Source organism: Micromonospora sp. NPDC051925 (genome assembly GCF_044548625.1).
GTDB lineage: Bacteria > Actinomycetota > Actinomycetes > Mycobacteriales > Micromonosporaceae > Micromonospora.
In genome coordinates, this window is sequence record NZ_JBIUCH010000031.1 from 1 (window position 1) to 14,707 (window position 14,707).

Below are 14,707 nucleotides of genomic sequence, written 5' to 3' on the forward strand. Positions count from 1 at the left end.
CTTTTCCTTGCACCGCAACGGGTTCGGGCGTGTCCGCACCGACCACCACGGCGACCACCCACCGCACTCACGCCGTTACGCGGAAAGGCTCACTGGAGGAGAGCAGAGAAGGGGAGCAGAGTATGGTACCTGTGCAGGAAGGTTCATCTGTGGCCCTCGCCAAGGTGTCCAAGAGCTTCGTCTCCCACGGCGAACGCATCACGGTGCTAGACGAGGTGACTTACACGTTTGATGCCAGCACTCCGAGCTGTGTCGCAGGCCCGAGTGGATCCGGGAAATCCACCCTGCTGAACGTGATCGCTGGGCTACTCAAGCCAGATTCCGGCGTCGTAGCGGTCGATGGACGACCGGTAGACAGGCTTTCCTCTCGGGATCTGGTCGAGTACCGACGGCACGTCGGTCTGCTCTTCCAGGAGTTCCACCTCCTTCCGTCATTGACGGCACTGGAGAATGTCATGGTTCCCACAGTCCCCTATCGACGTCAACAATCCGACGTTCGGCAGCAAGCCCTGGCGTTACTGGACAGCGTCGACATGGCCCGCAAGGCCAACTCACGGCCATCGGAGCTCTCTGGCGGCCAGCAGCAACGGGTAGCCATCGCTCGCGCACTCATCGCCAGCCCTCGGTTGATCCTGGCAGACGAGCCGACCGGTAGCCTCGATCGCGCGAATGCCGAACTGGTCGCAGACCTATTGATCGAAAGCGCGGCGAAAGAGGCAGTCACGCTGATCATCGCGACCCACGACCCGTTATTGGTGGCGCGGTGTGGCCGGTCATTGGAGTTGCCCGACCGAACGGCAACTACCAGGGCAGCGGAGTCGCGGCGATGAGTTTCGGGGCAGCGCTGCACGGAAACACCGAGGTGAGTTCCTACCGGTGATAGAGCACCGTTCGACGGCTCCTGGGGCTACGGGGTCACCAGCCACGACTCGCCCGCCTCCGGGTTCGGCGACCCGGACGACTTCCGGCACCCCCGGTGAACCGACCATACGCCGCCGACATCGCCGGCGCTCCTCAGCGAGGAGGGAGCCTGGACTGGTATCTGCTGCACGATCCGGCTCAGGCCGGGGTGCAGCGGCCGACCTCACCGCCGCCTACGGGATGCCCCCGCGCTGTCGGTCAGGACACCAGCCCCGCCAGCTTCTGCTGGATCGCCGGCGTGGACGTCGACGTCGCCAAGAACACCGTCTCCTTCGTCCGGATCGTCCCAGACGGTGCTCTGGCTCCGTCGCGCGACTGAGTCCAGCCCGAAAGGCCCTTGTCGCGCATCTTCTCCTGTCGATACTCTGCACGCCGCACGCGGGGAGGAACAACGAGTGCAGGCGCCGCTGCGGGCGTGCTCTGCCTGGCCCTGCTCATCGGCTGACCCCGGATGTCGAGGACGACGAACGCCCTCCAGGCGTTGACGGTGGCCTTCGAGGGTGCGGTGGAGGCTGCGGCTGTCGACTCCACCGCCGCCTCGTGGCGGCATTCCTGGCCCGGTCCCCCCCGAACTGTTCACCACGACGGGCGAACCGCTGCCCCTCGGCGAACTGGTGGACCTGGCGGCCGCCCCCGCGACCGTGCCCGCCGCTCGGGAACGACTCGCCGGTCTCGGGATCCGGACGACCGCCGCCACCGCCGCGCCCACCAGCTGATCATCGACCGGAGCGGCTCAGACCAGGCCGGCGTCGCGGAGCAGCTTCCACAGGCCCGCGCCGTCGGGCGCGGAGAGCCACTTCTGCCCCACCGGCCCCGCCGACGACGGGCGGTCGGGCGGTACGGGCAGGCTGCCGGCGAGCACCGACTGGGTCGGGGAGAGCCGGCGGATCGCCACCCCGGCCACGTTCTCCGGGTGGGCGGCGGCGAACTCGCGGTAGATCTCCTGGTCGTGCTGACCGTCGTCGCCGATCAGCAGCCACCGGACGTCGGGGAACTCGGCGGCCAGCCGGGCCAGGGTGGCCCGCTTGTGCTCCCGGCCGCTGCGGAACCAGCGGTCGGCCGTCGGCCCCCAGTCGGTGAGCAGCAGCGGGCCGGCCGGATAGAGGTGCCGGGACAGGAACCGGGTCAGCGTCGGCGCGACGTTCCACGCGCCGGTGGACAGGTAGAACACCGGGCTGCCCGGGTGGGCGGTGACCAGGCGTTCGTAGAGCACCGCCATGCCGGGCACCGCCGTGCGGGCGTGCTCGTCGAGCACGAAGGTGTTCCACGCGGCCAGCATGGGCCGGGGCAGCGCGGTCACCATGACGGTGTCGTCGATGTCGGAGAGGATGCCCAGGCGGACCTCCGGGTCGATGACCCGGATCAGCGCCTCGACCGGTTCGGCGTCGGCGACCCGCAGCCGCACCGAGGCCCAGCCGGGGGTGAAGTCGGCCTTGACGACGGTGTCGACGAAGCCGCTGCGGTCGGCGTGGGCGGTGTGCACGCCGTCGCCGGCCTCGATGGTGATCTCGACGTGCTTGGCGGGCAGGGTGGCGAAGCTGCGCCAGCCCCGGACCTTCTCCGACCGGCCCGGCCGCCGGTCGGGGCGGCTGAGCAGCACCCGGCACAGCACCCGGGCCCAGCCGGGGGCGCCGTACCCGGCGTACGCGACGATGTTGGGCTGCCATCCGGTGCGCCGCAGCCGACGCTCCAGCAACTGGTGCAGGGCGTCCTCGATCCGCGCGGCCCGGTGCAGGGTGGGTACGGCCAGCTGGCTCGCGGTGGTGGATGGCACGGTGCAACCCTGCCACAGGTGCACGGCAGCGGCCAGGCGAGCGGCCCAGCTGGGCAGCAGGGTAAGCAGGCCGGGCGGACAGCCGGGCGGGCGGGTGGACGGCAACGGCAGCGACCGGGCGGGCGTCGAGCGAGCGGACACGTGGGGAGTCGACGGCCCCGATCCGGCCCGGGAGTCCCGGCCGGCGTGGCACACTCCGGTCGGGACGACGACGGGGGCGCTGGTCGTGTCGACACCTGTACCGCCCGACCGCGCGCGGCTCGACCGTCCGGCGCTGGTCGCGCTGCTGCTCGGGCTGGCCGGGGTGGGTTACCGGCTGGTCCTGACCCTGTTGACGGTGCCCGCCGCGAACAGCGACGAGGCGACCTTCGGGCTGGCCGCGATGCACATCGCCGCCGGTCGGGAACACCCGGTCTTCCTCTACGGGCAGCACTACATGGGCATGGTCGAGTCGTACCTGGCGGCACCGCTGGTGGCGGTGGCCGGGCCGGGTTGGCCGGTGCTGCGGCTGCCGCTGGTGGCGCTGTACGCGGTCTTCCTCTGGTTGTCGTACCGGCTGAGCCGGCAGCTCTACCGGCCCTGGTTCGCCACCTTCACCGTCGGGCTGCTGGTGCTCGGCACCGAACGGGTGGTCCGCGACCAGCTCACCGTGGTCGGCGGGCGGCCCGAGGTGAAACCGGCGGTGCTGGCGATCCTGCTGATCGCGCTCGGGCTGGCGGGGCGGCGGGTCCGCCTGCGACGGGCGGCGGTGGCACTGGCCGGGTTCCTCGCCGGGGCGGCGCTCTGGTCGGACTGGCTGATCGCGCCCTACCTGGCGGTCGCCGGCCTGCTGCTGCTCCATGCCGTCCGCCGGGAGCTGCTGGGCTGGTCGGGGCTGCTGCTGGTGGCCGGTTTCGCGGTCGGGGTGACGCCGCTGGTGTGGGACAACCTGGTCGCCCCGCCCGGCGCGGACTCGCTGTCGGTGCTGCGTCAGCTCAGTGCCGGCACCGGCCCCACTCCGCCGCTGGTGGACCGGGTGCGCGGCGGGCTGCTGGAGGGGGTGCCGCTGGCCACCGGCCTCTGCCCGGTCACCGGCTGCGCCCGCTGGCAGGAGTGGTTCGGGCTGCTCTACCCGGTGCTGCTGGCCGCCGCCGCCGGGCTCGCGCTGGTCGGCTACCGCCGGACCGCGGGCCGGCCGACGGCCGTGCGGGTCCGGCCGGTCACCCAGCTCACCCTGGTCGCCGGTGCCGCGTTGACCCTGCTGGCGTACGTCCGCAGCCCGCCCGCCGCGACCGATCCGCTGGCCAACGCCCGCTACCTGTCGGTGTTGCAGATCTCCCTGCCGGCGGTGCTCTGGCCGCTCTGGCTGGCGGCGGTGGCCTGCTGGCGGGGCACCGCCGGGGTGGTCGGCCGGCTGGTCGGGGCGAGCGCCACGGCGGTGCTGGCCGGGTTGACCACCACCGCCCTGGTGGCGACCGGGTTGTTCCTGACGGCGCTGGACCCGCCCATGGCCGACCAGCGGCGGGCCCGGGAACTGGCCGACGCGGTACGCCGCACCGGCCTGCGGGAGGTCTACGGGGACTACTGGACCTGCAACCGGTTGACCTTCGACACCGGCGAGCGGGTGGTCTGCGCGGTGCTCGACGGGCAGCTCACCCCGGGGCAGAACCGGTACGGGCCGTACTGGCGGCGGGTGGAGCAGGCGGGGCGGCCCGGGTACGTGCTGCCGGTCGACTCCCCGGCCGAGCGCCGGCTGCGGGGTCTGCTCGGTGACCGGGCGGACGCCGCCCGGCTGGTCGAGGTGGCCGGGTATCGCGTGTACCACCCGACGAGTGCCGTCCGGCCGTGGCGCTGATCCCGGCCCGTAGGCTTTCCGGGTGCTCATCCTGCTGCCGCCCTCCGAGGGGAAGGCCGACGCCGGCACCGGTCGTCGGCTCGACCTGTCCCGGCTCTCCCTGCCCGAGCTGAACCCGGCCCGGGAGGAGGTGCTGGCCGCGCTGATGGCGCTCGGCGCGTCCGAGGCCGAGGACGCCGCCCTGGCCGCCCTCGGGTTGACCGTCGGTCAGCGTGGCGAGCTGGCCCGCAACGCCCGGCTGGACCGGGCCGCCACCGCACCGGCGGGGCAGGTCTACACCGGGGTGCTCTACGAGGCGCTCGGTCTGGCCACCCTGCCACCGGGGGCGCTGCGGGCGGCCCGCCGCTCGGTGCTGGTCAGCTCGGGCCTGTGGGGCGCGGTACGACTCACCGACCGGATTCCGCCGTACCGCTGCCCGATCGGGGCGCGGTTGCCGGGGGTGGGGGCGCTGTCGGCGTACTGGCGCAGGGTGTTGTCGCCGGTGCTGACCGCGGCGGCCGGCGGCGGCCCGGTGCTGGACCTGCGCTCCGGCGCGTACGCGGCGACCTGGACGCCACCGGCGGAGCTGGCCGGCCGGACGGTCACCGTGCGGGTGCTGCACGAACGCCGGCCGGGGGAACGGACGGTGGTGAGCCACTTCAACAAGGCGACCAAGGGGCGGCTGGTCCGCGACCTGCTGGTCGCCGGTGCCCGGCCGCGCACCGCTCCCGCCCTGATCGGCACCCTGCGTGACCTGAAGTATCCGATCGAGGAGCAGCCGGTGACGGCGGGGCGACCCCGGCAGGTCGACGTCGTGGTGACCGAACTGTAGGAACGCAAGATTTCCTCAATTCCGGTGCCGATGGCTGGAGGCAGGGGGACCAGCAGGCGACGGTAAGGGAACCCCGATGCCGAGGAGAAGCGGTCCGATGACCCCCGAACCCTGCCTGCTCGACCGGCCACGCCTCCCGTCGTCCCCGCCGCCGCTGGACTGGTTGACCCTGGCCGACGCGTTCGAGGTGGCCTGCCTGGTGCGCTGCACCCCGGCACCGGCGGTCGCCACGCACGGCCCGACGCCGCCACCGCACCGGGGGGTGGTGGAGTTCAACCGGGAGGACGCGGCGCTGCGGATGCGGCAACTGCTCGCCCGGCTCGACGTGCCGGTCGAGCACGAGGTGGTCACCGGAGGTCTGCGCCGCCGGTACGAACTGCACCGGTTGCACGTGCCGGCGGGTCACCGCACCGGGTACGTGGCGTTGCGCGAGGCGGGCTGGCGGCAGGGGCGTCGGGAACTGCTCGGGCCGGCCGTCGGTTCCTCGACACCCCGGGCCGCCTGGCGGACCCGGCTCGCCTCGGCGGCCTGGCGCTCGGCGCTGCTGGCCGGCGGCCGGCACGTCCGCCGGCACATCCTCGGCATCCGGCTGGCCGACCGGGAGTTGGCCGCCGTGCTGGTCCGGTCGGCGTCCCTGCTGGAGGTGTCGGCGCTGCTGCGGCCGGGTGCCGGCTGTCTGGTGGTGAGCGTCGCGGACGGCCCGGACCGACTGCGGATCATGGAACGGGCCGCGTTGGCCCCCGCCCGGCTGCCCACCGGGGCGTGACGACCGACGACGTCGACCAGGGCACCGACCCGGGAGCCGGGCCCGACACCGGCCGTCCCTGACGCCGAGGTTGCGCCGAGGGCGGTGCACGGCGCAGAGTGCACCGGGTGAGCCGTAGCTGGACCGCGCGTAGCCGGCGGCCCGCCGTCGCCGGCACGGTGCTGCTGATGCTGCTGGTCGTCGCGCTCGGCGGGCTCGGGGCCTGCCAGGACTCCCCCGACGAGCCGGTCCGGATCCGGATCGCCACCGGCAGCCCGACCGCCGTCTACCATGCCTTCGGCCAGTCGCTGGCCACCGTCCTCAACCGCGAGCTACCCGGCGTGCGAGCAAGCGTGGTGGTCACCGCCGCCTCCGCCGAGAACGTCCGGCTGGTCGGCTCCGGCGCCGCCGAACTGGGCTTCACCCAGGCCGACGTGCTCGACACCAGCCCGACCAACCCACCGAAGGTGCTCGCGGTGGCCCGCGTCTACGACGACCTGCTGCACCTGGTCACCGCCGCCGGCGGCCCGGTCCGGGAACTCGCCGACCTGCGGGGAAGGCGGGTCTCGGTGGGTGCCTCCGGCTCCGGCACCGAGGTCACCTCGACCCGCCTGCTGGAGGTGGCCCGACTCGGTGGTGAGCGGGTCCACCAGGAACACCTCGGCCTGGACGCGTCGGTGACGGCGCTGCGGGCCGGCCGGATCGATGCCTTCTTCTTCTCCGGCGGCCTGCCGGTGCGCGGGGTGGAGGAGCTGGCCGACGCCACCTCGATCCGGCTCGTGGACCTGGGCGAGTGGACCGAGCCGCTGCGCCGCAACTACCGCGAGGTGTACGTCTCCCGGGACATCCCCCGCTCGGTGTACGAGGTGGAACCGGTCACCACTGTCGCCAACCCCAACTATCTGATCGTCCGGGCGGACCTGCCGAAGTCACTGGTGCGTGAGGTGACCCGGTTGTTGATGGAGCGCCGGGAGGAGTTGGCCGCCGCGCATCCGGCGGCCGGCCGGATGAGTCCCCGCTCGGCGATCGCCACCACCCCGCTGCCGCTACATCCCGGCGCGGCCGACTGGTACCGGTCCGCGAAGCCCTGACCCTCAGCCCGCCCCGGTGGGTTCGGAGGTCTCCGGGCCGTCGGCATCGGGCGGCTCCGCGCCGGTTGCGGGCAGGGCATCGGCAGCGGGCGGGGCGGGGAACCACAGCTCGGCGACCAGACCGCACGGTTCGGCGGGGTGCATGGTGAGCCGGCCGTCGGAGGCGTCCACCAGCACCGCCACGATGGTCAGGCCGAGGCCGGCACCCTCGATGTTCTGCGCGTCGGGGGCCCGCCAGAACCGCTCGGTGGCCTGGTCGAGCTGGCCCGAGGTCATCCCCGGGCCGGTGTCGCGCACCTCCAGCGCGGTGCCCCCGTCGAGGTGCCGGACCGCCACCGTCACCTGCCCGCCCTCCCCGCTGAACTTGATCGCGTTGTCGATCAGCGCGTCCAACGCCTGGTCGACGGCGGTCGGCACGGTGCACGCGTACGTCGGGCCGGAGACCAGCAGGCGCAGGGTGACCGACCGGTGCCGGGCCAGCGGCTCCCACGCGGCGACCCGGGACGCGGCCACCGCCGCCGCGTCCACGGTGACCCGCTCGTTCTGCTCACGCTCGGTGCGGGCCAGGGTGAGCAGCCCGTCGAGCACCAGCGCCAACCGGTCGGTCTCCTCCAGGGCCAGCCGGTGCTCGGCCCGGCCCTCCTGGTCGATCACGCTCGGCCCGAGTTCCTCGACCCGCAGCCGCAGCGCGGTCAGCGGGTTGCGCAACTGGTGGCTGGCGTGCGCGACGAAGGCCCGTTGCCGGTCCATCACGTCGGAGACCACCGCCGCCATGTGGTTGAAGCTGGCCGCCAGCCGACGCAGCTCGGGCGGGCCCCACCGGTCCTGCACCCGGGCGCCCCGGTCCCCCTCGGCGATCTCATGGGTCACCGCGTCCAGCTCGGTCACCGGGCGCAACACCCAACCGGCCAGCCCGAACGCGGTGGAGATGCAGGCCAGCACGGCGAGCAGGCCGATCCCGGCGAGCAGCAGCCACCAGGCGGTGACCGTGCGGCGGACCTTCGCCACCGGCGTGGCGGTGACCACCGCGCCGAGCACCTCACCGCCGTCGTTGATCGGCACCGCCACCACCAGCGGCTCGTCCACCCACGGCCAGACCGAATCCGGACCGTTGAACTGCTGCCCGGCCAGCGCACTGTCCAGTGCCGCCCGGGTGTCCCGGCCCGCGCTCCAACTGGTCGACACCACGAGCGTCCGGCCGTCCCGGTCGACGACCGCGGCCCCGATGCCGTACAGCTGGTCGTAGCTGACGAGTTCGCCGGTCAACGGTCCAGCGCCGCCGCCACGTAACGCCGGCCCGGCCAGCGAGGCGAACCGGGTCGCGTCGGCGAGCCGGTCGGCGCGGACCCGGTCGGTCTCCCGGGACGCCAGGGTCGCCGCGAGCGGGGTCTCCAACGCCAGGAGCACCAGCACCATCAACAGCAGGTAGCTGATCACCAGTCGACGACGCACCGGCCGCCCCTCACTCGCTCCGGAGCCGGTAGCCGACCCCGCGTACGGTCTCCACCAGCCGGGGGTCGCCGAGCTTGCCGCGCAGCGAGCCGACGTGCACCTCGACGGTGTGCCGGTCCGCCCAGGTGGTGCCCCAGACGTCGAGCAGGATCCGGTCCCGGGGCACCGCCGTTCCGGGCTGGCGGGCCAGCGAGAGCAGGATGTCGAACTCCTTCCGGGTCAGCGCCACCGGTTGGCCGTCGACGGTGACCGTCCGGGCGGACACGTCGATCCGGACCACGCCGACCTCGATCAGGTCCCGCGCCGGCACCGCGTTCGCCGCCCGCCGCAGCACCGCCTCGATCCGGGCCTGCAACTCCACCATCGAGAACGGCTTCACCACGTAGTCGTCGGCGCCGAGCCGCAACCCGAGCACCCGGTCGCGCTCCTCGCCCCGGGCGGTGACCGCGATGATCCCGAGCTGGCTGCTGCGCCGCCGCAGCTCCCGGCACACCTCGGTGCCGTCCCCGTCGGGCAGGGTGAGGTCGAGCAGGACCAGGTCGCAGGGGGCTGCGGAGAGCGCGGCGGCGACGGTGGCCGCGTGCTCGACCTCGTACCCACGTCGGGTCAGCGCCGAGGCGAGGGCGGCGGCCACCCGTCGGTCGTCCTCGACCAGCAGGATGCGCACCGGTGACCCCCTGTTCGTCGTACGGATGACGAGCGAATCGTGGCAGAAGCACCGGGCCGGAGGGAACGGCGGGGAGCCCCGGGCCGGCGGTGGCCGTCGACCTGACCGCCGATCCGGTGCCGTCGACCGGAAACGGTGCGGGGCCCGGGACGAGTGGCAGTCCCGGGCCCCGCACCGTGGTCGGTCAGCGGCAGAGCCGGCCGATCTCCTCCTGGAACCGGTCCATCGGGTTGGCCTCGGCCGGGCCGAGCAGGTACGTCTTCAGGTCCCGTCGGGCGTCGGTCATCGGGTCGTCGCCGGCCCGGGTCAAGGCGAGGATCTTCTCCAGCTCGCCGCAGTCCACCGAGAGCAGGTACGCCCCCCGGGAGGTGGGGAACTCACGCCGGAACTCGTCCTCCGGCAGCCCGCTCGGGTTGGCCACCACGTACGGCCGCTGGCTCTGCACGAAGTCGGAGACCACACTGGAGATGTCGCTGATCAGCAGGTCGGTCTGGTTGAAGCAGTCGAACAGCGCGGGCACCCGGCCGGTGACCACCCGGTGTCCGGGTCCGTCCAGCGAACCGGCGTCCGGATCGCCACCGGCGGCCCGGATCAACGACACCAGCCGCTCGTGCACCGCCTTGGCCTCCTTGGACCGGGAGCCGGTCAGCGGGTGCGGCTTGTAGACCAGTCGCACCTGCGGCGAGGCCAGCACACCCCTGACGATCCGTTCCCCCATCAGCACCAGCGAGGTGTGGTACGGGTCGTCCTCCAGCCACCCCTCCCAGGTGGGGGCGTAGAGGACGGTGAACGGACGGCCGGGGGCCGTGGAGCCGAAGGTGTGCACCCCGGCGAGCTGTGGCCGGCCGATCTCGACGATGTCGTCGTCGCGTACGCCCACCGCGGCCCGCGCGTACCGCTCCCGGCCGGCCAGGCCGGCGACCCAGACCTCGTCGTACACCTTGCTGTACGGGTTGACGCTGGCCTGCTTGTCGCTGTCGCCGTGGCCGACGAAGACGTGCTTCATGCCCGGCTCCCGCAGCATGTGGATGTTCGCGCCGACGTTCGCCGCGTACAGGGCGGCCCGTACCGTGCCCAGCTCGAGGTTCATGAAATCCGGCCCGGTCGGTACGCAGATCACCGGCAGCCGGGTGTCGGCCAGCTCGAAGAACGCCTCCTTGCTGCGCATCAGCACGACCGCCCGTTGGTGCAGCGCCTCGGTCGGGGCCAGCCACATGTTGGCCTGGTAGACGTCCTTGGCGGGGCCGGCGAAGTAGAGCGCGACCTCGGGCCGGTAACCGTCGAGCCAGCGCTGGAGCACCGGCAGCACCGGGCTCTTGCCGGTGCCCCGGCCCCGCAGCCAGGTCACCGCGACCACCGCGCCGATCAGGGCGGCGAGCCCCGCGGCCAGCGCGGCGACCGCCAGGACGGGAACGGCGTCGGCGCGGACCGCCGCGACCACGGCGGCCGGGATCAGCAGCACGTTGAGCACCGCGAGCTGGACGCCGGCCAGGTTGGCGATCCACTCCGGCGGGCGGGGCGCCGAGCGGATCGGGCCCAGCTCGATGTTGCGGACCAGCGCGGAGACCGGGTTCCGCCGCTCGATCATGGTGTTCAGGGCGCCCGCGAAGACCGCGATCACCCAGACCGCCGCCGGGAGCACCAGCAGCCAGGTCAACTCGACCCCGGTGAGCGGGACCGTGGCGGCGACCAGCAGCACGGTCGCCAGGTCGCGGCTCAGCTGCCGGTAGCCCCGGTTGAGGCCGACCTTCTCCAGCAGCGTCTCCGAGGGCGGCGACCAGCGGGTGACGGCGAATTCACCGACGACGGCGGCCAGTCCGGCCACGGCGAACAGGACCACCCATCCGAAGACGCCCGCGACGAGCATGACCAGGTAGGACAGCACCAGCAGCGCGCCTCGGGCGGCGGTGCCGGTGCGTTCCAGTAACGTGCCGAACAAGGAGGACGCTCCCTACGAATTGATGACCGGCCGAGAATTGGTCTCCGACGTGAACGCCGGACGGATCCGGCCGTCGGTTGGGGCACGGGGGACGCACCAGGTACACCATCCGTACCCGTAGCGCCACCGATCTTCGTGCATGCCACGTCCCCTGTCCGAATTCCTTGCACTGCTATGACGGGCGTGGCGGCCCGAAGTCCACGTGGCGGACGGCCAGCGGGTGACATCGACCCTAACGCGAGAGGACGTGGTTGCGTCGGCCGGGTATCGGGGGCCGGTACGGTCCAACCTCAGCCAGCAGGCGCGACCAGCGAGGACTACGTCCGGGACATGATCTTATCCAGGCGTCCGACGGGTGGGGGGCTCGACGCACGAGATCCAGAGCTGGCGGGCCGTACCTGGGAAGGTGCGGGCTGGGCCGCGGGTACGGGTGGCAGGTGGGCGCGGTGCAACTCCAGGATCGAGTTGGCCAACGCGATCTTCGAATACCTCGGGATCTTCCACAACCGGCAACGCCGCCACAGCTCACTGGGCATGCTCAGCCCGATCGAGGGGGAACATCACCTGCGGTCAGCCCGCAATGGTGCGATAACAGTACATACCGCCCGGGGACTTCCTGGAGGCGAACCTCTCGAGTCCCAAGTCGGGCGCGGCATCGGCGACGGCGACGTTGCTCTTCCACACGCAGACCACGCTGACGCCCACCCGGTGCATGGCATCCTTCACATCGGACACCGACACCGCCTCGGTGCCGTCCGCGAACTTGCCGAGCAGCAGTCGGTCCTGCGAGAACTGGCTCTCCATGTCGTAGTCGGTGAGGTAGAGATCGCGCGCCATCACCACTCGAACCCGCGTGGTGACCTGCGGCAGCGCCCGCATGACCGGCGTGGGGGCGAGGACCAGGCCCGGCGGACGGTCGAGTCTGACGATCCAGAAGGCCACGTTCTTCCGCGTCTCGGGCATCCGCCAACTCGGCTCGCTCTGCAGGATGTTCGCGGTCCACATCGGTACCCCCAGAGTGGCGAAGGCGAGCACCAATGCGGCGGGAAGACCGAAGGCGAGCACTCGATTCGTCACGTTCAGCCGGGGTAGCCGGATCACCGCCAGGATGCCGACGAGCGCCGGAACAGGCACGATCCACGGCACCCGCCACAGCACCGCCGTCAACCCGGTCAGGCCACCCGCCGTAGCCGCTACCCCGGGGATGAGCATGAGCGTGACGGTCAGGACCGCGCCGGCAACCAGCAACCGTGGGACACCACGACGAAGCAGGAGCGGAGCGCACCACATGGCGATGCCGCCGATGACGCCGAGAACACCCAACCACAGGGTGAGTTCGTAGATGGTTCGGGGCGGCCGGAGCTCGATGTAGGTCGCCACCGTCTCGTCGAGGCCACCGGTGGCGAACCTCGCGCCGACACCGACCAGGAGCGGGTACGCCGACGCGGCGGCGAAGCACAGCGCCGCGTCACGCAGCCGCCGGGTGACCAGAAGCACCAGCGCCGCCGCCACTGCCAGGCCGGGCAGCAGGATGACCGCAGTGGTGGTCAGCCCGACAGCGGCGACCGAGAGCAGGCCCAGCAGCACCAGCACCCGCCGTGAGCGGGTCTCGAGGAAGTCGGTGAGGTACACCCAGGCGAGTGGGATGAGCGCATGGACGAAGACGCTCTTGCCCTGGGTCAGCCGCGGTAGGTGGTAGGTGTTCAGCACGTCCGGATAGCCGGCCACCAGCACGATGTACGTCAGCGCCACACCGAACACCAGCAACGGGCGTCGCGGAGCCCAACGTTGCACCAGCCGCCACAGGGCGAAGATCGCGACGACGGCCAGCAGCGGCAGGATGAGGTACCAGGTGGTCGACGCCGCGTGCACGTGCAGGACCCGGGCCAGCGCCCCGATGAACACCTCGAAGGATGGGACCGGGGGGTTCGCCGATCCCGCCGGGAGAACGCCCTCGGTGAACAGGAAGTCGCGGTAGGGGATCTGGTCCCGTTCGGCCACCCAGACCGACTTGCCGACGTAGAAGACGTCGTCGAGGGACACCCGGGCGATGAAGGTCGAGAACACCGCGGCCGCCAGTGCGGCGAGACCGACCACGTATCCCTGGACGGGGGTGGTTCCTTCCGACCGCACCGGGGTGGTCGAGCGGTCGCTCACCGGCAGGGCCACCCATGCCGAGACGATCGCCACCAGCCCGAGACCCACTGCCAGCCACCAGCTCAACGGCCCGGTGCCGAGTGCGGCGAACAGTGCGGCACCGGCAGCGGCACCGACCGGAACGCCGTAACGACGAATCAGCTCCGCCCAGTCGGCCCCCACCGGCGTGCCGGGAGACGCCCCGGCCTCGTCCCCGCCTCCCCGCGCGACCTGGTCGCTCGTCCGGCGAGAGCCGACCCGCCAGCCCACGTGCGCCGCGAGCGGCAAGGTGACGACCCAGGCGGCGAACACGACGGACGGACGGAGGCCGAGGACGAGGTTGAGGTGATAGAGCAGCGTCCACAGGGCGAAGCTGACGACCGCCGCGTCGGTGATGAACACGGGCGCAGCCGCCACCGAGACGTTGATCCGACGCACGGCATTCGACGTGGATCTCTTCGCTCGGTCGGTTGGCACAGGCGCCACCACAGCGACTTCGGCTTCCGTCACGAGTTGTCCTTGTCGTCGTTCCGCACACGCACCGGATGGCGGTACCGGCATCCGCGCGGAAGGTGTCCGGATGGGCGGGGCAGCCTGTCGGGCGCTCCCTGAGGTCATCTCCGGCGGTGTTGCCCGGGGAATGTGGTCACTCACCCTACCGAAGGCTGCCGCTGGCGGGGCAGCGTGCCCTCGGCGGCCAGGCCGGTCGCCACCGACTCCACCAGCAGGTCCAGGTAGGTCGGCGTGAGCGGGGTACGGGCGATGGCCAGCCGCCAGTAGAGCGGCCCCACGATCAGGTCGACCGCCGCGTCGGCGTCGGTGTCGGCGGGCAGTTCGCCGCGCTCCACCGCCCGGACGATCAGCCGCCCGCCGATCTCCTGCTGTTTGACGCGCAGCAACTGCTGGAGGGTCTCGTCGATGGTCGGGTTACGGGCCGCCTCGGCGAGCAGGTCGGGGATGATCTGCGAGGCCAGCGGGTGGCTCAACGCGTGGGCGACCACCTGGAACAGCAGGGTCAGGTCGCCGCGCAGGCTGCCGGTGTCCAGCGCCGGCAGTTTGCTGCCGGCGGCGGCGACCACGGTCTCGATCACCAGGTCGAGCTTGGAGCTCCACCGTCGGTAGATCGCGGTCTTGCTCACCCCGGCCCGCCGGGCCACCGCCTCGATGGAGAGCCGCCCGTATCCGACCGCGGCGAGTTCCTGCATCAGCGCACGGCGGATGGCTCTGGTGATGTCGCCCCTCAGCACTGCGGCGCCAGCCGGGGCACGCCTCTTGTCGCTGGTCATCGGGGCCTCTTCGCACCTGTCACGTGGGCCAATGTAGCGCAACGACGGTAC

General features: G+C 72.2%; 13 protein-coding genes and 1 pseudogene. 8 read left to right on the plus strand and 6 right to left on the minus strand.

Annotated features, from left to right (window positions below):
* The 3 genes from ACIG87_RS29835 to ACIG87_RS29845 form a co-directional block, all read left to right on the plus strand.
* The coding region (locus tag ACIG87_RS29835) for an ABC transporter ATP-binding protein (RefSeq protein ID WP_396854954.1) at positions 1 to 830 on the plus strand (830 nt) is incomplete at its 5' end.
* Positions 831 to 976: 146 nt separating this feature from the next.
* Positions 977 to 1,240, plus strand: a complete 264-nt coding sequence (locus ACIG87_RS29840; protein WP_396854955.1) for a hypothetical protein — start codon at positions 977 to 979, stop codon at positions 1,238 to 1,240.
* Between the two features lie 181 nt (positions 1,241 to 1,421).
* A complete protein-coding gene (locus tag ACIG87_RS29845) occupies positions 1,422 to 1,637 on the plus strand; it encodes a hypothetical protein (protein ID WP_396854956.1) in 216 nt (71 codons plus the stop codon).
* 17 nt (positions 1,638 to 1,654) lie between these two features.
* On the opposite strand, the gene ACIG87_RS29850 is transcribed toward ACIG87_RS29845, so the two are convergent.
* Complete coding sequence (locus ACIG87_RS29850; RefSeq protein ID WP_396855006.1) at positions 1,655 to 2,695, minus strand: App1 family protein; 1,041 nt, start codon at positions 2,693 to 2,695, stop codon at positions 1,655 to 1,657.
* A 226-nt stretch (positions 2,696 to 2,921) separates the two neighbouring features.
* On the opposite strand from ACIG87_RS29850, the gene ACIG87_RS29855 reads away from it, so the two are divergent.
* The 4 genes from ACIG87_RS29855 (at position 2,922) to ACIG87_RS29870 (ending at position 7,176) form a co-directional block, all read left to right on the plus strand.
* Positions 2,922 to 4,529 (plus strand): hypothetical protein, encoded by a 1,608-nt coding sequence (locus ACIG87_RS29855; RefSeq protein ID WP_396854957.1) that lies wholly within the window; start codon positions 2,922 to 2,924, stop codon positions 4,527 to 4,529.
* A gap of 22 nt (positions 4,530 to 4,551) precedes the next feature.
* On the plus strand, positions 4,552 to 5,340 hold the full coding sequence (gene yaaA / locus ACIG87_RS29860; protein WP_396854958.1) for a peroxide stress protein YaaA: 789 nt from the start codon (positions 4,552 to 4,554) through the stop codon (positions 5,338 to 5,340).
* Between the two features lie 97 nt (positions 5,341 to 5,437).
* Positions 5,438 to 6,106, plus strand: coding sequence for a hypothetical protein (locus ACIG87_RS29865; protein WP_396854959.1), 669 nt, complete (start codon positions 5,438 to 5,440; stop codon positions 6,104 to 6,106).
* Positions 6,107 to 6,273: 167 nt separating this feature from the next.
* Positions 6,274 to 7,176: a TAXI family TRAP transporter solute-binding subunit gene (locus tag ACIG87_RS29870; protein WP_396855007.1), complete on the plus strand. Its 903-nt coding sequence runs from the start codon at positions 6,274 to 6,276 to the stop codon at positions 7,174 to 7,176.
* Between the two features lie 3 nt (positions 7,177 to 7,179).
* Here the strand turns inward: ACIG87_RS29870 and ACIG87_RS29875 are convergent, their stop codons facing one another.
* The 3 genes from ACIG87_RS29875 to ACIG87_RS29885 form a co-directional block, all read right to left on the minus strand.
* On the minus strand, positions 7,180 to 8,628 hold the full coding sequence (locus ACIG87_RS29875; protein ID WP_396854960.1) for an ATP-binding protein: 1,449 nt from the start codon (positions 8,626 to 8,628) through the stop codon (positions 7,180 to 7,182).
* 10 nt (positions 8,629 to 8,638) lie between these two features.
* A complete protein-coding gene (locus ACIG87_RS29880) occupies positions 8,639 to 9,295 on the minus strand; it encodes a response regulator transcription factor (RefSeq protein WP_396854961.1) in 657 nt (218 codons plus the stop codon).
* A gap of 184 nt (positions 9,296 to 9,479) precedes the next feature.
* A complete protein-coding gene (locus tag ACIG87_RS29885; protein ID WP_396854962.1) occupies positions 9,480 to 11,234 on the minus strand; it encodes a CDP-glycerol glycerophosphotransferase family protein in 1,755 nt (584 codons plus the stop codon).
* Between the two features lie 453 nt (positions 11,235 to 11,687).
* On the opposite strand from ACIG87_RS29885, the pseudogene ACIG87_RS29890 reads away from it, so the two are divergent.
* Positions 11,688 to 11,780 (plus strand): annotated as a pseudogene (locus ACIG87_RS29890) (IS3 family transposase); the annotation flags it as partial.
* Positions 11,781 to 11,804: 24 nt separating this feature from the next.
* Here the strand turns inward: ACIG87_RS29890 and ACIG87_RS29895 are convergent.
* The gene (locus tag ACIG87_RS29895; RefSeq protein ID WP_396854963.1) at positions 11,805 to 13,787 is read right to left on the minus strand and encodes a DUF6077 domain-containing protein; all 1,983 of its coding nucleotides are present in this window, start codon (positions 13,785 to 13,787) and stop codon (positions 11,805 to 11,807) included.
* Between the two features lie 233 nt (positions 13,788 to 14,020).
* Complete coding sequence (locus ACIG87_RS29900; protein ID WP_396854964.1) at positions 14,021 to 14,656, minus strand: TetR/AcrR family transcriptional regulator; 636 nt, start codon at positions 14,654 to 14,656, stop codon at positions 14,021 to 14,023.
* Positions 14,657 to 14,707: the final 51 nt, after the last annotated feature.